The organism is Sphingorhabdus sp., from assembly GCF_050921905.1.
In the GTDB taxonomy this organism is placed as follows: Bacteria; Pseudomonadota; Alphaproteobacteria; order Sphingomonadales; family Sphingomonadaceae; genus Sphingorhabdus_B.
This window is the reverse complement of sequence record NZ_CP050888.1, coordinates 1,915,708-1,937,068: the sequence shown is the minus strand read 5'-3', so window position 1 is coordinate 1,937,068 and position 21,361 is coordinate 1,915,708. Positions and strand designations below refer to the sequence as shown.

Below are 21,361 nucleotides of genomic sequence, written 5' to 3'. Positions count from 1 at the left end.
TAACTATGGTCGTCATTGAGCGCGTAATTGTTCCGCAGCATCAATAGTGACGCGGGCAACTTCCAGAATTTCGGCAAACGGTATCGCAGGCGTTCCAGACGAGACCGCAGAAAGAAATTGTTTGGGGCAGGCTTGTTGGCCTTTGTCTTGTGCACGCAGATTGAGGGAAGAAAATTTTGGCCAGCCAAAGCCGGTCATTTTTCGGAAGTTGTCGATCTGTAATGTGCGCCCGGCAGTAAAGACCTCGATTCGTTCTTTGGGAAAGCTGGAGGCACCATTTGCAAGATACATGATTGTGCCAAATGATCCGTCTTCAAACCCCAATGTAATGCTTGCCTTGTCTTCCGTCGTAACGACGCCTTGCCCGCTGCCCAGCCGCCTAGCATAGACCGATGTAATCGGCGACCCGGCCAGAAACCGCATGAGGTCAACGAAATGACACGCCTCGCCGATAATGCGTCCGCCGCCAATGGCTATATCCTGCGTCCAGTGGTCTGGTGGAATTGCGCCAGCGTTCATCACCATAAGGAACGACTTAGGTTCCGAAACGGCCTCAAGTAGCGCCTTCATCTTTGTTGCCTGTGGTGAAAAGCGCCGATTGAACCCTACCATGAGTTGCGGTCCGGACCCCGTTGCATGGGCAGTTGAATACGCGGCCTCTACCTGGTCGATGTCATCGTGCGTTAGCCCTAAAGGTTTTTCCACAAAAACGTTTTTGCCGGCATTTATTGCTTCCACGGCCAACGCAGCGTGGCTGTCGTGCCGCGTCGCGATGACCACAGTGTTGATGTCTGAATTACCGAATATATCATTGTTATCGCTGGACGCTGCAGTAAATCCGGCCTTTTTGCCATGAAGCGCGCTGCTGAGGCCACCCGAACTCACAATGGTATGGAGAACTGCATCCGACTTCTGAAATGCAGGTATGAGAATGCGGGAGGCATAATTTCCTGCTCCAATGACGCCAACCACCGGCTGGTCTTTGCGGACGGGTGTATCGGCCCTCAGGGTGACGCGGCTATGCATCCGTTCGGCAAGAGGTGAACTGTAGCTTAGCAGCAGTCCCAACCCTGTTTTGTCGTCGGTAAGTGATGTGTAGGCTTCGCCCGCATTTTCAAACGGGAAACGATGGCTGACCAGACTTTCTGTGTCGATCCTTCCGGCCGACATAAGGTCGAGGACAGCTTCAAAGTTACGCTGCTCGGTCCAACGCACCAGACCGAACGGATAATCATGACCAGCGTTTTCATAGTCTGCATCGTAACGCCCTGGCCCATAAGAGCAGGAGACTTGAAAACTCAATTCCTTCTCGTAAAAATCTGCCCGATTCAGTTTTAATCCGGTAACCCCGACCAGAATAATGCGGCCACGTTTGCGGCACATATTTGCAGCCTGGGTAATCGGGTCGGTTGAGTCGGTTGACGCTGTTACAATGACTGCGTCGATGCCCCGACCGTGGCTAAACGCCATGCCCGCGGCAACAGGATCCTGGCCCGTCGCCGGGTTGCAGGTCTCAGCACCAAAGGTGCGCGCAATCGCCAGCTTCTTTTCATCAAAGTCGATGGCCAACACCCGGCAACCCTGCGCCAGCAAAAGCTGCACGGTCAGAAGCCCCAGCAAGCCCGCGCCCGTGACAACCACGCTTTCCCCCAAGGTAGGTGCTGCCAGCCTTATCCCCTGCAAACCGATACTGGCAACGACGGTAAACGCTGCCATGTCGTCGTCGACATCCGCCGGAATTGGGGCGCATAACAGGCGGGGGACACGCACGACGTCGGCATGTGGTCCGTTGGACGCAACGCGGTCGCCCACAGCAAAATCAAAAACGCCTGCGCCAACTTCGACGACTTCGCCTACGTTGCAATAGCCAAGGGGAATGGGTTGATCCAGCTTCGACCGGACTGCATCTACCGTAGCGCCAAGACCGTCTGTTCTAATTTTTGCAAGTACCTGCTTTACTTTTTCCGGCTGCTGCCGAGCCTTTTGCAGCATGGATGCCTTGCCAAATCCGACAAGCATCCGCTCGGTACCTGCTGAAATAAGACTGCGTGTCGTTCGTATAACGATGGTTCCCGGTAATGCCATTGGCGCCGGTGCATCTACGACGGCGGTCTCGCCGCTATTTAAATATTGCACGATCTGTTTCATAAAATCTCTGTCTGTCGAAAACGGCGAAATTGCTTTGGGGGGTTGCGGTATTCTAAGTCAAGTCAACGGCGAATTGCCCATCAAGATATTGAACACACCATAGCTCCATGCATAATATCGCAAAAATGCTGTAAGACGCATCAACCTGCCCGGACCGGTTAGCGGCCAACAGCTGAACCACGGCTTCTGCATCAAAAATACCGCGGGCTTTCAGGCGCGCAGGGCTGAGCGTATCCTGCAACAGGGCATCAAGTGGACCAAGCAGCCATTGCCGCAGCGGGACACCAAAGCCTGATTTCGGGCGATAGATGACTTCATGGGGCAACACCGGCTCCATGGCCTTCTTGAATATCCATTTCCCAATGCGGCCATGCTGTTTCATGTCGTCGGGAATCCCCATCGCGAGCGCGACCAAATCATGGTCGAGCAAGGGAACGCGTATTTCAATGCTCGCTGCCATGCCCATCTTGTCGGCATAATTCAGATTATGATCGACCAGGAAATGCTTGCACTCAAGATACAGCATTTTTTGCAAGGCCGTGGCGCCGGCAGGCACATGCGAAAGGCTGGTGAGCAAGGGCGCCAGCATATCGCCGGGCGTTAATTCTGCACGCAGATCGGCTGACAACAAGGCGTATGCGTCTGTAGGCGTTATCCAGCCGAAATATCCTGCGAGCCGTGTATCAGCGTCTTTGTCTGCAAATTGAAACGCCTTGGCAATCCGGCGTAGCTGCGCAATATTCTTGGGCAGAAGACCAGTCAAGCCAGCCAGCGACGATCGTGCAGGCAGTGGCAGCCAAGACCAAAACCGCTCCTGCATCAGGGCATAGTGACGGCGATAACCTGTGAAAATGTCGTCGCCGCCCGCGCCAGACAACAAAACCGTAATGCCTTGCGCACGGGCTAGTTCGGAAATCAACAGGGTATTGATGGCTGCAAGGTCGGCGGTTGGTTCATCCAGATAATAGATCATTTCAGACAGGCGATCGAGCATCGATCCGTTCGCCTTGACGACGTGCAGATCAACATCGAGATGTTGCGCCACTTTGCGCGCGTAAGGGAGATCATCGGCGAAGCCTTCTGCGGCTTGGGCACCGTCGGCGATCTCTATCGAAAAGCATTGCAGTTTTCCGGGGCCGGTCCGGTGCCGTGCAGCGAACGCAGCAATGGACGATGAATCGAGCCCGCCCGAAAGAAACGCGCCAAGTGGCACATCAGATACAAGTTGTCGTTGCACCGCCGTTTCGACCGCATCGTGAACCTTTGCCGCAAGCGCCTCGGCGTTGGCCGTGGCTGGCCGATGGACAGACGGCAATGTCGGGTCGGCATAGATCCACCGCTGCACCACCGCGCCATTTTTGACGGTCATCGCTTCACCCGGGAGCAGCTTGTGCACCCCGTCGACGATGGTGTCGGAACCGGGAGACCATAAAAGGCCAAGATGGTGTAGCACGGCGGCTTTGTTAATCTTGGGGACGACATCCCCACCGCGGATCAACGCCTTGATCTCGCTTGCAAACGCAAATCCATGCGGCTGTTCTGCAAAATAAAGCGGCTTTACCCCCATTGGGTCACGCGCCAATGTCATGCTGCGTTCGTGGCGGTCCCAGAATGCCACCGCAAAAATCCCGTTCAGCCGCGAAAAACAGGCCGAGCCTTCGCGCATGAAAAGGCGCAGGAAAACCTCGGAATCGCTATGCCCGACAAATTGTTCGCCGACGGCCTCAAGCTCTGCCCGCAGTTCGCGATAATTGTAGATCTCACCATTGTAGACCATGACCCAACGGCCATCGGGCGAGTGCATCGGCTGGTTTCCGGCAACCGACAAATCGATGATCGACAGCCGCGCATGACCCAGCCAGATGTTAGCCGAGGCGTCGTCCCAATGCATCAGCTGATCAGGCCCCCGCCGCCGCATCGCGGCCAACCCCATATCAGGCGAGCGGACGGCCCCCTGTATTCCATAAATCCCGCACATTTATATGGCCTCGGCTGTGCGGGATTTCTGCTTGGAAATGAGTGCAGAAAAACCTCCGAGGAGCACCAGAATATATAGGCTCAGGCCGCCTGCGGAATTGAGAAGCGTGCCAAATAACGCGGATACGAATAATATAAAGACCGAACGATCAATTTTCCGCCACCAAGTTATTTGCCAGCTAAAGTAGAATATGATCCCCACGCCTAATCCAATGCCAAAGCTGCTGATGAAGTAAGGCATGATGCCAAAATCTAAAACAGAACGGTATGTTACAAGAGACACTACTGCAAATATAGATAGGCCGTAGCCGGTCCAATAAAGGCCGTCATTATACATATGGGTGACCATTACTCGAGGCCCACCGAGCCGCGCAAGGTTTCCAATTTCGCCGCTGTAGTCGCTTTCCCCTGCGCTTAAAAACCGTGGTATGTCGATGATCGAATTTAAAAGTCGATCAATAGTGAAAGTTCGAAATTCGCTTTGACCAATCCATTGGTCCAAAGTCACTGAAATTGATCTCGCTATATCGCTAATGTAATATGATCTTGTGACGTCAAGGCTTATAACAAAAAACGCAAATGCACCTACCACCAGGAAAACAAATGCAGCTTGGGTCCGTGGCAGTTTATAAAGCAAATGAGCGCATACTACCAAGACCAACGTTGTGTATGCTGTTGTTGAATTTGCGACAACCAAGGCAGCTAATCCAATAGCTATTTTAATATAGTCTCTTTTCATCATGGAAATTAAAATGAAAGCGGGCGCGATAGACCCAAGAACTGATGGCTCGCTGAACAAACCATGAGCACGCTCGGCCCCTTGCCCTATGACCATCCCAAACGGAATGCCAGTTAAGGTGTATACAGTATACGACAATATAACTATCAGAAAAAATAGAGTCGTCATTTTCATGTAAACATCTAAAAAAATGTCTTTATCGAAAATTTTTGCAGCAAATATATAAGCACAAAGCGCCCAAATCACCGCCCGAAAAAACGCAAGTACCATCGCAAACAATGACATACTGTAAATAGAATAAGAAATATATAGTTGAACTAATCCAATAAAAAATAATACGAATAATATAAATGTATGATTTTTATTTAACTTTGTATTTATAATAAACAGGCCTGCCAATATTATGATAATATTACACATGTATCCAGCAGAAGCCAAGGATATTCCGTCAAAAACGCCTAGCTTGTCGCCTTCTCCACTATTCGCAACGCGTTGCAAATAGGTCGGTATAAGGAATAAAACAGTGAGCCATAGCAGCTTCATGTAATCTGATTTTACGGAATTATAAAACATAAGGCGACTTGTTCAAAATATGATTTGCTACCAGCATACTTACCAGAGACGTGCCCGAACCAACAATAATCGACAGCACGGCTGTCCAAACAACATCTGTTGTTCCAGAACAAGCAAAAACCATTAAAATCGTCAGTAATTCGGCCAAGGTGATCCAGACGGGCAGTTTTAGTTCGCCACGGGCTAGCATTATCGTGCCAATGCCCGATGCCACTGCTTTCATGGGGACCGCCAGCATCAATGCTGCACCTGCCCACAATGCCTGGTCTTGCCGTCCTTGATTGGACAGACTGATAAAGGTCAAGACAGCGGCCATCGTCAACGCAATCAATATGCTGGCCAACAACAAATGACGCCTGAAAATAGGAATGGCTGCACTGCCACCATGTTGACGCGCGGTCGTTATCAACGGAAGCGCCCGCTGTGCCATGACCGACAGGGGCAAGAGACAGGCCGTTAAAAACAATGTGGCAATGCCGAAATGGCCGATATCATCGCCGCTGGCCGCATGTCCCAATCCGCCAAATACCCCCCCCATTAGCAAAATCGGCGCTGCGTCGGCAAGCATGCGGAGTATGAGGCCGGCATTAACGATTGTTGCCCGAACCATGTTGTTGAACAGGTTGCCCAAATGAAGGCGCTGGTGCCAATGAATGTCGGGGAAGTGTCGCCGCATTGCAAAAAGCATGGAACCTAGCAACGCAATTTCACCCAGCAGGCGGCCGGTAATCCATCCGGATATGCTGCCCAATGCCGCCCCTGCGATTTGCATGGATGCGGCCACGACCGATCCTGCAATGACCCAGATATATACATGGCGGACAATCACTAGGCCTTGGGCCACGGCAGACGCCATGCGGACGAGATTGACCGCTACAAGCAACACCGTCGATGCGAACAGCACATCTCGCCAGGGCAAAATCCATGTCGCACCAAATTGGGTCGCAGCCAGGGCGACGACACATATCATGATCGCACCCATGACTGGCAAGATCAGCAGATCGCGCAGCATTTCACCGCGGCGTTCGGCGTGTTCGGGTGCCGCCATCTCGCGGATCGCAAGCGCAGGCGCGCCAAAGCCAGCGATCAGTACACCGATTGAGATCATGCTTTCGAAAAGCCGTATGCGGCCGACCTCAGCGGTATCAAGCAGAAGCGCGGCAACGCTTTGGCTGACGAGCACTGTACCCTGCACGGCAATGACTAGCGCCAGTATAGGCAGGAAATCGCCCTTTTCGAAAAAGGTGCGCGCGCGGGCTATCCGCGCGTACAGCGTCATTTGTTATCGCTTTTGGCAGCACGCAGATCGAATTCGATAACCCAGACGACAGCGCCAAGATAGCGCGCCAGAAAGAACAGAGGTGTTGTCAGAAAGCGTGCGTTTATCTTCAGATAATAGAAAAAGCGGATGTAACACGACTTGCGCATAATATTGAATCTGGCGGTGCTGTAATAAGGTCGGTCTTTGCATTCCGGAAATGCGGGATCAAAAAAATTCAGCGTGCGTTCGCTGAATGACCTCAAATGCGTCGGGTCCGCCAACATGTCGGGTGAATTCCAATATGGAACGCGCACCATCACCTTGGCATCGGGTCGCGCGATACGGTGCAATTCTTCCAACGTGGCAATCGTGTCCGGCAGATGTTCAAGCACATTGATGAGCTCAATGGTGTCGAAGCTGTTATCGGCAAATGGCCAAGGGAATTTTGTCAGGTCGTGGGCGACATCGACACCGGGCAGATCTGCTACATCCAGATTGATATAATCCGGCTTAATATCCGTCCCGCAACCTACATTAAGTTTCGTTTTCACAATATGCGTTCCCGTTCGACGTTGAAAGTTTACCTGACAGTTTCAAGGACCTGACGCAACCGCTCGCGTCTCGCGGCTAGAGAAAAATTGTCGGTTATCCATTTGTGACCATCTGCTCGGTCTTTATCGGTCACAGGCTTGACGATACACAGCCTCATGGCGTCAGCAATAGCGGCTACGTCATGGGGGTCGACGCAGGCAGCGTGCTTGCCGGTAACCTCGGGCACCGAACCACGGGCGGCGCTGACAACTGGCGCGCCGCACGCGACGGCTTCGGCAAGTGCGTGGCCAAATCCCTCATACAAGGTAGGCTGAACATAAGCGATGCATTCGCGATAGGATTGAAGCTTTTCTTCCTGCGTGATCATGCCGCAGAACTCCACCCGGTCAGCCACGCCCAGTCGTTGTGCCAAAGCTTTCAGCTCGCCGGTAAAGTCACCAGGCTTGCCTGCCAATACAAGGCGCATGGCCGGAAACTCAGACGCAACAATTGCGAAAGCCTCAATAGTTTGCGGAAGACCCTTGCGAATGGCGTTGGTCCTGCTTTGCAGCGAGACAGAAAAGAAATAGTCCGCCGTCTTTTGGTTTGGCGTGGGCCTGTAATATTCTGTGTCTATCGCCAGTGGCACGGCTAACGGGTTACGCACATTGAGGTGTGGCGTGACTTCATCATATTCAGATTGCGAAATAAACATGTTCACATCTGCCAACCTGAGCATGGTCTGAATAACGGTCCGTTGCCATAAAGGCCTGTCCAGATAGCACAGGCCGGGTAATTCCTGCTTGCACGTTGAATAGTCAAATGCACCCGTCAATATAATGGGTTTTCCGCGCAGTTTTGCTGGTAACATTATGAAAGGTGCGTGTCCCCACCACCAGCCATAATAAAGGTCGGCCTTCCAATCCACCAATGACGGAAGTCCCGCTTCGATGACTTCGTGCCCCAACTCACGGAGCAATTTGATGTCGACGCTGTAAAATTCGACACGTTCGAACATTTCGCGCCAATTGGCGTGCGCCGACATGTTGGCAAAAAAACATATACGCATAATTTCCGGCACTTCTTGAAAGGGGGTTTCGCTTGACATCTTAGGGGCTCAGGCGACCGCGTTGTACATATCCTGAAGCGTTTGTCTTATGCCTATGGGATCGAGCGGACCAACTAGCCGTCCAAGCAGGCTGGGATCACCGGACAGCGTCATGATTTCGTCAGCGCGCACCAGTGCGGGATTCACTTCAATCTCGGGCCGATATCCGGCGATGTCGGACATGATATCAATGGCCTGAAGAATAGATACCGTATTGCCGGAGCAAAGGTTCACAGGCACGTTGTGTGAATCGCATTCCAAAAGACGTTGGTAGATGCGGGAAACATAACGCACATCAGACAGATCGCGCGACACATGGATGTTACCGAGTGAAAGTGTCGAATCCCGACGGCGGAACGCTGCCACAATTTTTGCAAATACAAACCGTTCCGATTGTCCCGGGCCAGTGTAGTTAAACGGACGCGTAATGATGATGGGTAACCGCGTGTGCCATTTGGAAAGCATCAATTCCATCGCCGCCTTGCTGACGCCGTAGTGGTTCATTGGCCGGATGGGGGTATTTTCTGTGATCGGGTTTTCGGACGCGTTTCCATAAATATTCGCGCTGCTGGCGATAACCATCTTTTCGGGCGTGATGCCAGCGTCGACAATTGCCTGAATCAAACTTTCGGTTCCCAAGACGTTCACTTGGTAAAAGCCAAGCGGGTCTCCAACCACATGCGACAAAGCAGCCAGATGAATGATATGGGTCGGACGAATTTCCCGCAACCATGCGCTGATTAATGGCGTATCTCCAAGGTCGGCTGCCATATAGTTAGCGCCGTCACTGATACATTCTTTTCCGAGTCCGAACACCTCATATCCCGCAGACCGCAATGCGCTTTCGAGATGGACACCCGTAAAGCCAGCAAGTCCCGTGACAAGAACGCGCATCTTACCAGCTGAACCCGTTACGCGTTCTGCGAAGATCGGCTTCAACCATCAGACGGCAAAGGTCCTGCACTCCCGTTGGCGCATTCCATCCCAAATCTTGAAGCGCGAGCGACGCATCGCCGATAAGCAGCTCGACTTCGGCGGGGCGGTAAAACTTCGGATTAACCCTCACGCGTACGGCACCAGAGACGGGATCGGTCGCCACCTCATCTGCGCCTTCACCTGTCCATTCAAGGGACATGCCGGCCTCGGCAAAACTCATCTTTACAAAATCGCGTACTGAACATTTCTGGTTTGTTGCCAGCACGTAAGTGCCGGGTGCGTCTGCTTGGAGCATCGCATGCATTCCAACTACATAGTCTTTGGCAAAACCCCAGTCCCGCTCTGCGTCCATATTGCCCAGTTCCAGACAGTCGAGCTTGCCCAGTGCAATTTTGGCGACCGCGTCGGTTATTTTACGGGTTACAAATTCTTTGCCGCGCAAGGGAGATTCGTGATTGAACAGGATTCCTGAGGAACCAAATATCCCATAGGATTCCCGATAATTTACAGTAGTCCAGTGGGCAAAAAGCTTGGCAACGCCATAAGGGCTTCTTGGATAAAATGGCGTCGTTTCACGCTGCGGAATTTCCTGAACCTTGCCAAACATTTCTGAGGTCGATGCTTGGTAATAGCGAATTGCAGGGTTCACAATCCGTATCGCTTCAAGCAGGTGAAGTGCGCCCATCCCCGTGATCTGAGCCGTCGTCGTTGGCTGGTCAAACGACACGCCTACAAAGCTTTGTGCTGCGAGATTATAGATTTCATCCGGCTTGCATGTATCAAGCATACGAATGGAAGAACCCAGGTCAGTCAGATCATATTCAACCAATTCCAGATGTTCGTGATCCAGAACGTCCAATTCTTCCAGCCGCCAGAAATTCACCGAACTTGTGCGCCTGAAAGTCCCGTAAACGCGGTAGCCAGCTTCAAGGAGCAGGGCACTGAGATATGCACCGTCTTGCCCTGTAACACCTGTAATAATTGCTGTTTTCACAAATCACCCGTTTTTCTATAAATGACGGCAGTCCAGGCGTTTAGCGTCGCCAGAGCCCGCGCGTGTCGATAATTTTTTTGTCCCCGAGCGACGTTCGGGAAATGTCTTTGAACTGACGGTGGTCGACCAGAAGCACAACCACGTCCGCCCGTTCGATAGCATCTGATGGCGATAGCAACTCGACTTTGCCAAGCAGCTGATCGGGGAGCTGTGTAATGTTGGGCTCTGCGACAACGACTTCAAGCACGTTGGAATCGCAGAGCATTTTGCAGATTTCCAGCGCAGGACTCTCGCGAAGATCGTCGATGTCGGGTTTGAAGGTAAGTCCGAGGCAAGCAACGACCGGCTTGTGTGCTGCGGTGCCGTCAAGCTTCACCGAATTTGCAGCGTTCTGGATTTCATTCAAAACCCAATGTGGCTTGCGGTCATTTACTTCACGGGCTTGGCGTATCAAATGAGACTCATCGGGGCTTGCTGCTACGATAAACCAGGGATCCACCGCAATGCAGTGCCCTCCGACCCCTGGACCCGGCTGGAGAATATTGACCCGAGGATGTAAGTTCGCCAAGCTAATAAGCTCCCAGACATCAATATCCAGCTTCGAGCAAATCATTGAAAGTTCGTTTGCAAAAGCAATATTCACATCCCGAAAACTGTTTTCGGTAAGTTTGCACATTTCGGCGGTGCGGGCGCTTGTCACTATGCAGTTGCCCTCCACGAATATCTGGTACAAACCTCTGGCATATTCGGAGCAGCGCGCGGTCAGGCCCCCAATCACCCGATCATTTGTCACCAGTTCACGAAGTACATGGCCGGGCAGGACGCGCTCGGGGCAATGCGCAATGCGAATATCTGAATCATCGCCCGCGGCGGCGGGAAAGGAAAGATCGGGGCGCTCTTTGGCAAGCCATTCAGCCATTGCTTCCGTTGCCCCGACGGGTGACGTGGATTCCAGAATAACCAAATTTCCGGACTGCAATACTGGAGCGATCGATAAAGCTGCGGATTCAATATAACGCAAATCAGGTTCATGATCCCCTTTAAAAGGCGTGGGGACTGCAATGAGAAACGCATCTGCCGGTTCGGCTACTAATGTCGCCTTCAGATATCCATCGGCCACAGCCGTCCGAACCACTGACTCGAGGTCGGGTTCGTAAATGTGTATCTTTCCCTGATTGATCGTGGCAACAGCATCCGCGTTCACATCTAGCCCTATGACGTGCTTTTTACGCGACGCAATAATTGCCGCCGTCGGTAAACCGATGTAGCCCAAACCGACAACACAAATGGTGTTGAATTCCATAAGATTAATTCTGCTCTTTAAGTTGATTTGAGAGATTTTCGGCATAGAGCGCCAGCCGGTCGACTATGCGCCCACAAGCCTTACCATCGCCATATGGATTATAACTTGCGCTCATGGCGGCGTATGCATCACTGTCAGATAGCAATCGATCGGTCTCACTGACTATCCGTTCGACATCGGTACCCACCAAAATGACTGTTCCTGCAGATACCGCTTCGAGCCGTTCGCTGGTGTCACGCAACACCAACACAGGCTTTCCTAGTGATGGAGCCTCTTCTTGCACGCCACCGGAATCTGTCAGTATCAATGTCGATTCGTTCATCAAATACACGAAGGACAGATAAGGTTGCGGGTCGATCAGGTGAATGTTGGGAATTGCGTCTAGCAACCGGTTTACGGGCTCCTGCACATTGGGGTTGAGGTGAACGGGATACACGATATCAACGTCCGGATACTTTTGAGCGATCAAGGTCAAAGCTTCGCAGATTCTTTCAAAACCGCCGCCAAAACTTTCACGGCGATGCCCTGTTACTAGCAGCAAGCGGCTATCTTTGCGGATCATGGGAAATCGCGATGCCATTTCGGAAAGGACCGCAGGGTCGCTTTTTAGATTTTCTACAGTCATCAATAGCGCATCGATAACGGTGTTTCCGGTGACCTCTATCGTTGAAGGATCGACAGCTTCCGAGATTAAATTGCCAGCCGTGACCGAGGTTGGCGCAAAATTAAGCGCCGCAATAGCGCCGACCAATTTTCGGTTAGCCTCCTCAGGCCATGGCGAATACAGATTATGGGTACGCAGACCAGCTTCGATATGGCCAACGGGAATCTGTTTGTAATAAGCAGCCAATGTCGCAGCCAACGTTGTTGCCGTATCACCATGCACCAAGACAATGTCGGGCCGCCAATCGTACAGCACCGAACGGAGGCCCTGCAAAATTGCGCACATCACATCGGTCAAATCTTGATTGGCACGCATGATATTGAGGTCGAAATCGGCTTCCAGTCGAAAGAGGTCAAGTACCTGGTCCAACATTTCGCGATGCTGCGCAGTTATGCACAATCTGGCATCGAAGCGCGCGTCATCTCGCAGTGCGACACACAATGGAGCCATTTTTATTGCTTCGGGTCGAGTGCCAATTACTGAAAGTACTTTCAAGAACTCAACCTCTCGACGTTGTCAATATGACAGGCAGGCTTCATTGCCAGTGGGGGTCCCCCTGCCATATCAATGGTGAAAAGACCATAGTAAAAAGTCTAAAAAGACCTCAAGTTATAGGTTGTTTTTCGCGATTTTGGTTAATTGAAACAACGTTCGAAGTCCGCTATGTCATGCAAGGTGTTTTAGTCCGTTGCGAAAGTTGGATTCTTAAAAATTATGCTCAACACATCTTTGGCCCCGTGGCCGTCCTTTGCAGACGAAGAGGCGGACGCGGTTCGCGATGTCATTTTGTCCAATCGGGTGAATTATTGGACCGGGCAACTTGGCCGATCATTCGAAGCGGAATTTGCCGCTTGGGTTGGCGCAAGTCACGCCATCGCCTTAGGAAACGGAACCCTCGCTCTTGATCTTGCTTTGAAGGGTCTGGATGTTGGGCCCGGTGACGAAGTGATCGTTACGCCCCGTACGTTTATCGCGTCTATTTCCTGTGTTGTAACTGCGGGGGCCACGCCGGTGTTCGCCGACGTCGATCCCGAAAGCGGTAATTTGAGTGCACAAACAATCGCACCAATGCTGTCATCGCGTACGAAGGCGGTTATTCCAGTGCATATTGCGGGCTGGCCCTGCGAGGTACCCGAGATCATGGATCTAACAGCGGGTCGAAATATTGCCGTGATCGAAGACTGCGCGCAGGCGCATGGTGCTCAAATTGAAGGCAAAATGGTGGGCTCGCTCGGACATATCGGCGCGTGGTCATTCTGTCAGGATAAAATCATGACCACTGGCGGCGAAGGGGGCATGGTAACAACCAATGACCAGGAACTGTGGTCGACAATGTGGTCCTACAAGGATCATGGCAAGAGTTGGGACGCTGTTTATAACCGCACACACCCCCCTGGGTTTCGCTGGGTTCATGAATCCATCGGCACCAACTGGCGGATGCTTGAGGTGCAGGCGGCGATTGGAAGAATACAACTCAAAAAAATGCCCGACTGGACACATCGTCGGACGCTAATTGCTACTAAACTATGCGAGAGATTGCGTCAGTTTGAGGACGTTGTTCGTGTTCCGTTGCCGAGGTCCGGGGCTGTTCATGCATTTTATCGCTTATATGCTTACGTCAAACCCGAGGGACTAAAATCGGGTTGGGACCGAGACCGTATTGTGGCCGAGATTACCGCACGCGCTATACCCGTGTTTCAAGGCACCTGTGCAGAAGTTTACCTAGAGAAGGCGTTTGACAATACAACATGGCGTCCAACGAAGAGGCTTGAAAATGCCCAGAAGCTTGGCGAAACGAGCTTAATGTTTCTGACCCATCCCACAATCACCGACGAGGAGGTTGAGCGCGTTTGTGATGTCGTAGGCAGTGTGCTGGCTGAAGCCAAGAAATAAGCTTATCGTTCCATTATGCGCGCAGGGTTTCCGACGACTGTCGCGCCAGCAGGAACGTCCTTGGTGACGACGGCGCCCATACCGATCACAGCCCGTGCGCCAATATGCAGGGGCTTGTCGGGCTGTCCTTGCTTCAAGATTGCACCAGTGCCGATGTAGGCATAATCCTCAATTACAACATTGCCGTTGCACTTTACGGATGGTGCAAATGTTACAAAGTCGCCAATAATGCAGTCATGCGCAACGTAGCTATAGATATTTGCGTGAAAATATCTGCCGATTACAACATTCGAAGTTAACGTTACAAATCCGCACAATATTGACCCAGGCGCTATTGACACGGAATGGCCGGACATCACGTTTGGGGCTGTCACGTCATATGGAAGGATGCCCCCTTTTGAGCACTTTAAAGCCAATCGCTCACGCAGAGACGCATCAGCTATGGCAATGGAAATATACTTTGTTCCGGGCAGTGCTTTGAAAGTTTCAAAGGATATCACCGAGTAATCATTAATGGAGCCAGTCAGGGAGTCATCTACAAAAACTAAAGTGATATCCGGGCCGGTCGTTGCAGCAATTAACGGCATAACCTCGCGCCCAAAACCGCTCGCACCGTAAACGCCAATCGTAATAGCCATTAATTATCCTCCCGACCAGTAAACGCAGGCATTGTGACATCATCATGTGCATTTACCCCATGACGTTGGAATACGCGCAATACCGTCAATAGCAGAATGTAGATGTCGAGAAAAAATGTTCTGTTATTTACATACCACACATCCAGTTTGAACTTGTCTGCCCAACTCAAAGCATTTCGACCGTTGATTTGTGCCCAGCCCGTAATGCCGGGTCTCAACTCATGCCTTCTTGCCTGTATATCGGTGTACAGCGGCAAATACTGCATTAACAAAGGTCTCGGCCCCACAAGGCTCATATCGCCTTTTAGGATGTTCCAAAGTTCGGGAAGTTCGTCGAGGCTGGTTGAGCGCAAAAATGCCCCAAAACGTGTTAGCCGTTCCCCGTCTGGAAGATCGTTTCCAAGCGCGTCTTTCGAATCCAACATGGTCCGAAACTTGATCATGTTGAACGGGATGCCATTGCGTCCTGGCCGTTGCTGCACAAACAGCACTGGTGCACCTAAATTTTTGCGGACCAGAATTGCGACTGCAAGCAGTGCTGGCCACAACAAAGACAGCGCCAAAATACTGATGATTAGGTCAAATAAGCGCTTTGCCACATTATCTCCGTTGCTCGATTATCTAACCCGTGGATCAATCGAGCTTGGCCTTGGTGTTTTCGGGGCTACCATATCCGTATCCGTATCCGTATCCATACCCATACCCCGCTTGACGATGTTTAAGCTTCGTCAAAATCACACCAAACACATGGGCATGAACGGAATGTAGCCTACCTAGCGATGACTTGACGCCTCTGACTGCAACACCCTCTGCCTCAACAACAAAGATGCAGCCCTCAACGGCACGCGACAAGAGCGGCGCATCTGCAAGCCCCAATATTGGAGGCGCGTCGACAACTATGTGGTCAAAGTGATCGCCCAATTGTCGGATAAGCATCAACATCCGGTCGCTGCTCAACAGTTCGGACGCGCTAGGCGGCATTGGCCCAGCTGGCAAAAGCTTTAGGCCCTTCTGTTCCGTCGCGATGACCATGTTCTGCCACTCATTGTCCCCAGCAAGAAAGTTGCTAAGGCCGCTTTTGTTTTCGCGACCGAGAAATTGATGCATGGACGGTGACCGCATATCGCCGTCAACCAGCAACACCCTCTTGCCAGTGCGACCCAATACGGTCGCCAAGGCAAGACTGGTTGTAGACTTGCCTTCCGCCGGTCGCGTGCTGGTGACCATAAACGCGCTTGGAACGCCGTGATCAGTGCTAAATGCTAAATTAGAGCGAATACTCAAATAAGCCTCAGAAATCATCGATTTCGGATCACCCAACAGGGTAAGAGCATCTTCAGCGTCGGCATCGGGCACACTGCCGAGCAAAGGCGCTTGCAACAGGCGATTGACCTGACCCGGGTCCCGAATGCCTTCGTCAATCTGGTCCAGCGCAAATGTGGCAACCGCCGCCAAGCCAATTCCGGCCAGCAATGCTAGCGCCATATTCAGCGGTAAGCTAGGGGCAGATGGCTTTTCAGGTACCTTCGCCGGGTCAACAATAGCAATATTGTTTGCGCCAATTCCGGCGACGCCAATTTCTTTGTAACGCTGCAACAGACCGTCATAAAGCTGTCGGTTGGTATCGGCTTCGCGCTGGTAGATATTATAGTTGATACTGTCGCGCTGTTGACGATCCATGCGGGCTTTAAGCGTTTCCACTTGCTCACGCAGGTCTCGTTCGCGCTGGACCGATTCACTATATTCCGCTGATCGGCTGTTCAGAACTCGCCCCTCCTCGCGTGCAATGCTCGCGTCCAACACTCGAAGTTGCTCGGCAAGTGCTCGGGCTGACGGGTAGCCTGGTTCAAACTGAACGAGCAATTTGGCATATTCGGATGCGGCCTCGGCCCGCTTCTGCCGCAATTGGGAAATTGCGACGTTACTCAGTGCGTCTGAATTAGCGCCGCCATTGCGGCTCCGTGATCTGCTCTCAGCTGCTATGCGGTTTGCCGTGGCTTCGGCGAGTGCGGAATTTAGAGCCTCAAGATCGCTTGAAACCAGAGTCCGCTCGACTTCGGTCTTGCCGTCGGCGCTTTTCGAAGTGCCTAGTGCCACAATTCCCTTCTGCGAGGCGTAGTTAACGACTTCACGTTCAGACGTCTCGACCCGTGCACGAAGGTCGGCAAGCCGTCCCTCTAGGAATTTCCGCGCGTCTGCCGTTGAGGCAAAGCGGCGGTCCATGCTTTGGACGATAAACTGCTCTGTCCACGTGTTCGAAATCTGCGCGGATAGGCCGGGCGATGCGCTGGTGTAACTTATATCCACCAGGGCCGATCCACGGATAGGCGAAATCGCAATGTTTTTTGCTAGCAAATCAACTGCCTTCTTTTCGCGCTTTTGCCGTTCGGCGGCGCTTAATTGCTGCCCCGATTTGGAAGCAAAAAGGCCATCTTCGCTGGGGTCTACTCCATGGGCTTCAAAGAAGGCATCATTGGCACCCAGTCGCAATTGCCGCGCAACGCGCTCTGCGAGAGAGCGGGCCTGCAACAGCGAATATTGCGTTTGATAAAATTCTTGGTCGCGCCCCGCCTCTGCGGATTCAAGGCTCTCCACGTTGGTAACATTTTTCTGTGCGCGGCTAATTTCGATGCGTGAAGTTGCCGTGTATTGGGGCGTCGCCAATAACGTGGCCACGAGACCCAACGTCAGTGCCGCCACCGTGATACCCGCGATCAGCCACTTCCAGCGAAGAACTACCTGCCAATACTGCAGCAATATCGGAGGCGCGAGGCCGCGTTCGGCTTCATTATCGGGATTTGCTGCGCCGGGATGTGCAGCGGTGGTTAGCGGGGTGGCGGCGTTTAACATTATAATCCTTGTACCGGCATCGACGTTATGAATGTTTGACCTGTGCCAGTTTGGATGGCAATAAGTCTGGGTCGCAGGTAACTGAAGCGCTCAAACAAAGCCATATTTTTTTCAAGCCACTTGTCGAATTAACTGGCTTAAGCAGCTTAGCGCCCGATGATATAACCTTTACAAAGGGAGCACCGACGTAAATAATATTACCAGACACCTCGTAAGCCCGTCAAACGATGGCGCCGGAACTTATCACAGGAAAAGAAATTGCCAAGATTAGCTACGATTTCCCTGCCATCGCTTCAATTCTGGGGTTTGTTCGTGCCCCTTGTTGCGCTTTTTGCTATGGGTGGATCGTCGCGGCCCGATGTTCAGTCTCTGGCCCTGTTGAACCCGCTGATGATAGCCTTCTGTGGAGTTGCGTTACTTTTTCTGAGGCCAGAGCAATTGGAGGGAAAGAAGTCGCTTCTGGCGGGCTTTCTGTTCGTCATTTTGTTGGTTGCAACTCATCTTCTTCCAATATCGGCGCAGATTGTGAATTTCTTAGGCGGGGCAGGCGATGTGGCGACAATTCGCGCGGCGGCCGATGTGTCCGGCATGACGCGGATTACATCGATGGCACCCGCGGCCGCCTGGCAGTCGCTCTTTTTTCTCTTTGCTCCTCTGGCCGTGCTTTTGGCTGCCCTGCAGTTAAATCGAGACGATTTGCGTCTCTCTGTGCCTCTCCTCATTGCCGTTGGAGCGATTTCAGGGGTCGTAGGCGTCCTGCAATTAGCCGGCAGCCCCACTGGCCCGCTCTATTTTTATCAAATCACCAATAACGGCAGCGCCGTGGGTCTCCTCGCGAACCGAAACCATGCCGCCGTCTTCTTGGCCTGCCTCTTCCCCATGCTAGCCCTCTTTGCGGCGAAGTCGGAAGGGGCGAGCCTAGGCAGAAACACGCGGCAACTGATTGCAATGGCAATCGCCATAATTTTAATCCCGCTCATATTGGTCACTGGATCACGCTCTGGGATGCTCACGGCCGCTGTGGGGCTGATCGGCGGCACACTGCTGTATGTTTCACACGCCCCGTCCTACCGCAGGTCAACTCAGGCCAAATCCGCGACGCCAATCTGGGCAGCAGCAATTCTTGTGGGCCTCGTGCTTGTTACAGTTTACTTCTCCCGCGCCGAAGCAATTGAACGCATTTTTGCCGAAAACGTGGGGGCAAAAGATCGCGCCGACTTTTGGACCTCAAGCCTGCAGCTGTTTTGGCAATACTTCCCCCTCGGCTTCGGGCCTGGCGGCTTTGTATCGACCTTCCAGATGACCGAACCATTAGCGCTATTGGACGGGGCTTATCTAAACCGGCTGCATAATGACTGGCTGGAGACTGCGCTGACATTCGGTGTCCCAGGCATTCTTCTGATGCTGGCGGGCGCAGTGTATTATCTTCGCCGCTCATTCGTCCTGTGGATGCGCATGGATGGGGCGCGTTCCGCGGTCGCGTTGGGGCGAATGGCAAGCATCGTCATTGCCATTCTCGGTATCGCCAGCATGTCGGACTACCCCCTGCGGACGCCTGCCATGGCTGGCTTTGCTGCCTTGGTGTTGGTTTGGTTTGGGCATGCGCGGCAGGTGCCTAAGGCCAGCTGAAAGACCGGCGCGCGCACTTGTTTGGGGTGCCGCGATACGTCACTTCATGCTGCTTCCCAGGCATTGTGTTCCGCATCCTCTAGCTACCTCGCCAACACGTTGGTCGACCTCCACTCGCCGTTGCCCACAAAACCAGAAATGTCGCTGAATACCGCCCGAGAGCCAAAAGGCCAATTACATAGCGCTATTTTGGTGACCCCTACGGGAGGGGATATCTGCGTTTTAAGTTAAACAAAATCAATGGATTAGCAGCACTAAATTTCGGCCAAAATGGTGATATGGACCACCTTTTTGGACCACTGTCAGATGACGCATTTAGCCACATGGGTCAATCAAAAAAGTTGAGCCACGTAATTTAGCGGTCTCTCGGAATCGAAAGCCTCAGCTCGAAAAAGATATAGTGAGGCTGTTGCAGTTTTTTCAAACGTGATTGCGCAAGTGTTCCATCAGGTAACAAATCACGCCTTTATGCATGACCATTATGTTTCCGTTTCGACAAGTCGCAGGACAATATCCTCGGCATTCATCGCCTTTACGAAACCCACGCCCAGCGCTTCGAAATGTGCCATTCCGCAGCGCATTTTAGCCTCTTCATCTTCGCGCAGTTTGCCAAAATCGCTTTTCGATTCTGATATAAGGTGAATAGCGGGGGCACCATTGTCGCTGCCGGTCACGGCCCAGTCCGGGTTATACGTTCCGAGCGGAGAGGTGGCTCGGCAAAATTGAACATAGAGATAAGTGGATATTCTGCCTGAACGCGGCGAAGATAGCCGGATTACAGGAGAAGTTATGAGCAGACGACCGCGCCGGAACCACAGTCCGGCATTCAAGGCGAAGGTGGCGTTGGCCGCTGTTAAGGGCGAGCAGACGCTTGCGGAGTTAAGCCATCAGTTTGACGTTCACCCTAATCAGATTACGAGTTGGCGAACGCAGTTGCTGGAGGGTGCTGCAGGCGTATTTGGCTCGGACAGTGCTGCGCCCGAACCTGAGATTGATGTGAAGACGCTGCACGCCAAGATAGGCGAGTTGACGTTGGTGAACGATTTTTTGTCAGGGGCGCTCGGCAAGGCGGGTCTGTTGCCGGGCGCAAAGCGATGATTGATCCTGCACACAGGTTGCCGCTTGCGCGGCAGGCCAAAGCGCTTGGGATCAGCAGGGGCAGCGTCTATTATTTGCCCAAGCCTGCATCTGCCATCGATCTGGCAGTCATGCGCGCAATGGACCAGTTGCATCTGCAGTATCCTTTTGCTGGAAGCCGTATGTTGCGGGATATGCTGCGGCAGGAAGGCTTTTTGATCGGGCGCTTGCGTGTTGCCAGCTTGATGAAGAAGATGGCGATCGATGCTATTTATCGGCGCCCGAACACGTCCAAGCCGGCACCAGGTCACAAGATTTATCCCTATTTGCTGCGCAAGCTGGCGATTGTGCGTCCCAACCAAGTTTGGGCAACAGACATCAGTTACATTCCGATGGCCAGGGGTTTTGTGTATCTGGTCGCCATTATTGACTGGTTCAGTCGCAGAGTCCTCAGCTGGCGGGTGTCTATCACGATGGATGTAGGGTTCTGTGTGGAAGCTTTGGAAGAGGCGCTGGCGCGTTATGGCAAGCCCGAGATATTCAATACCGACCAAGGCAGCCAGTTCACGTCCCAAGCCTTTACCAGCGTGCTGCACCGCGAGAAAATCGCGATCAGCATGGACGGCAGGGGCGCATGGCGCGACAATGTTGTGGTCGAGCGCTTGTGGCGTTCGGTCAAATATGAAGAGGTTTACTTGCACGCATATAAAAGCGTCGCCCAGGCGAGGAGCTCCATCGGTCAGTATTTCGCATTTTACAACGGCAGAAGGCCGCACTCAAGCCTAGGTGCCCGAACACCGGACCAGATGTATTTTGACAATATGCCACTGTTGGTGGCAGCATGAAAACGGCAACCGATATGGTCTGTCATTCCGGTCGGACTTCGCCCTTCCTGCATGACAGACCATATCGGAAGTTCAACACAACTGGCAGACGATCCACTTATCTATTGCCGATTTATGTTCAAACAAACCGAACCACCTCTCACTGCTCGCCAGAGTGGGGCATAATAAAACGCTGGTCGCGATGGCAAACAAGAC

General features: G+C 52.4%; 17 protein-coding genes. 3 read left to right on the top strand and 14 right to left on the bottom strand.

The features are described 5' to 3' along the window. Positions 1–12: 12 nt before the first annotated feature. Genes HEQ18_RS09355 through wecB form a run of 10 tightly spaced genes read right to left on the bottom strand, consistent with a single transcriptional unit; the run spans position 13 to position 12,684 of the window. On the bottom strand, positions 13–2,148 hold the full coding sequence (locus HEQ18_RS09355; RefSeq protein WP_432814508.1) for a bi-domain-containing oxidoreductase: 2,136 nt from the start codon (positions 2,146–2,148) through the stop codon (positions 13–15). Between the two features lie 52 nt (positions 2,149–2,200). Continuing rightward, positions 2,201–4,066 carry an asparagine synthase (glutamine-hydrolyzing) gene (gene asnB, locus HEQ18_RS09350; RefSeq protein ID WP_432815983.1) on the bottom strand — a complete coding sequence of 622 codons (1,866 nt, stop codon included), beginning with the start codon at positions 4,064–4,066 and terminating at the stop codon, positions 2,201–2,203. Positions 4,067–4,126: 60 nt separating this feature from the next. After that, complete coding sequence (locus HEQ18_RS09345) at positions 4,127–5,407, bottom strand: hypothetical protein (protein ID WP_432814507.1); 1,281 nt, start codon at positions 5,405–5,407, stop codon at positions 4,127–4,129. Positions 5,408–5,426: 19 nt separating this feature from the next. Beyond that, positions 5,427–6,716 (bottom strand): hypothetical protein, encoded by a 1,290-nt coding sequence (locus HEQ18_RS09340; protein ID WP_432814506.1) that lies wholly within the window; start codon positions 6,714–6,716, stop codon positions 5,427–5,429. Then, positions 6,713–7,249 (bottom strand): class I SAM-dependent methyltransferase, encoded by a 537-nt coding sequence (locus HEQ18_RS09335; protein WP_432814505.1) that lies wholly within the window; start codon positions 7,247–7,249, stop codon positions 6,713–6,715. Before HEQ18_RS09335 ends, HEQ18_RS09340 begins: the two co-directional genes overlap by 4 nt. A 29-nt stretch (positions 7,250–7,278) precedes the next feature. Then, positions 7,279–8,298 carry a glycosyltransferase family 4 protein gene (locus HEQ18_RS09330; RefSeq protein WP_432814504.1) on the bottom strand — a complete coding sequence of 340 codons (1,020 nt, stop codon included), beginning with the start codon at positions 8,296–8,298 and terminating at the stop codon, positions 7,279–7,281. A gap of 48 nt (positions 8,299–8,346) precedes the next feature. After that, positions 8,347–9,276 (bottom strand): GDP-mannose 4,6-dehydratase, encoded by a 930-nt coding sequence (locus HEQ18_RS09325; RefSeq protein WP_432814503.1) that lies wholly within the window; start codon positions 9,274–9,276, stop codon positions 8,347–8,349. After that, positions 9,233–10,267 (bottom strand): GDP-mannose 4,6-dehydratase, encoded by a 1,035-nt coding sequence (gene gmd, locus HEQ18_RS09320; RefSeq protein ID WP_432814502.1) that lies wholly within the window; start codon positions 10,265–10,267, stop codon positions 9,233–9,235. The genes HEQ18_RS09325 and gmd overlap by 44 nt, the downstream gene beginning before the upstream one ends. A 40-nt stretch (positions 10,268–10,307) precedes the next feature. Beyond that, complete coding sequence (wecC, locus tag HEQ18_RS09315) at positions 10,308–11,570, bottom strand: UDP-N-acetyl-D-mannosamine dehydrogenase (RefSeq protein WP_432814501.1); 1,263 nt, start codon at positions 11,568–11,570, stop codon at positions 10,308–10,310. Between the two features lie 4 nt (positions 11,571–11,574). Continuing rightward, complete coding sequence (gene wecB / locus HEQ18_RS09310; RefSeq protein WP_432814500.1) at positions 11,575–12,684, bottom strand: non-hydrolyzing UDP-N-acetylglucosamine 2-epimerase; 1,110 nt, start codon at positions 12,682–12,684, stop codon at positions 11,575–11,577. Between the two features lie 264 nt (positions 12,685–12,948). On the opposite strand from wecB, the gene HEQ18_RS09305 reads away from it, so the two are divergent. Beyond that, entirely contained in the window at positions 12,949–14,127 is a 1,179-nt protein-coding gene (locus HEQ18_RS09305; protein WP_432814499.1) for a DegT/DnrJ/EryC1/StrS family aminotransferase, read from the top strand. A 2-nt stretch (positions 14,128–14,129) separates the two neighbouring features. On the opposite strand, the gene HEQ18_RS09300 is transcribed toward HEQ18_RS09305, so the two are convergent. Genes HEQ18_RS09300 through HEQ18_RS09290 form a run of 3 tightly spaced genes read right to left on the bottom strand, consistent with a single transcriptional unit; the run spans position 14,130 to position 17,615 of the window. After that, the gene (locus HEQ18_RS09300) at positions 14,130–14,765 is read right to left on the bottom strand and encodes a NeuD/PglB/VioB family sugar acetyltransferase (protein WP_432814498.1); all 636 of its coding nucleotides are present in this window, start codon (positions 14,763–14,765) and stop codon (positions 14,130–14,132) included. Beyond that, positions 14,765–15,364, bottom strand: a complete 600-nt coding sequence (locus HEQ18_RS09295) for a sugar transferase (protein WP_432814497.1) — start codon at positions 15,362–15,364, stop codon at positions 14,765–14,767. The genes HEQ18_RS09300 and HEQ18_RS09295 overlap by 1 nt, the downstream gene beginning before the upstream one ends. A gap of 34 nt (positions 15,365–15,398) precedes the next feature. Further along, positions 15,399–17,615, bottom strand: a complete 2,217-nt coding sequence (locus HEQ18_RS09290; RefSeq protein WP_432814496.1) for a GumC family protein — start codon at positions 17,613–17,615, stop codon at positions 15,399–15,401. A 312-nt stretch (positions 17,616–17,927) separates the two neighbouring features. Between HEQ18_RS09290 and HEQ18_RS09285 the strand changes: the two genes are divergently transcribed. Then, positions 17,928–19,244, top strand: a complete 1,317-nt coding sequence (locus HEQ18_RS09285; protein WP_432814495.1) for an O-antigen ligase family protein — start codon at positions 17,928–17,930, stop codon at positions 19,242–19,244. A 479-nt stretch (positions 19,245–19,723) separates the two neighbouring features. On the opposite strand, the gene HEQ18_RS09280 is transcribed toward HEQ18_RS09285, so the two are convergent. Next, positions 19,724–20,074, bottom strand: a complete 351-nt coding sequence (locus HEQ18_RS09280) for a hypothetical protein (RefSeq protein WP_432814494.1) — start codon at positions 20,072–20,074, stop codon at positions 19,724–19,726. Here HEQ18_RS09280 and HEQ18_RS09275 point away from each other — a divergent pair. Next, a protein-coding gene (locus tag HEQ18_RS09275; protein ID WP_432814493.1) for an IS3 family transposase occupies positions 20,034–21,166 on the top strand; the annotation gives its coding sequence in 2 pieces (ribosomal slippage) (positions 20,034–20,294 and positions 20,297–21,166; 1,131 coding nt in all). The two genes, HEQ18_RS09280 and HEQ18_RS09275, sit on opposite strands and share 41 nt — an antisense overlap. The last annotated feature ends 195 nt before the right edge of the window (positions 21,167–21,361 follow it).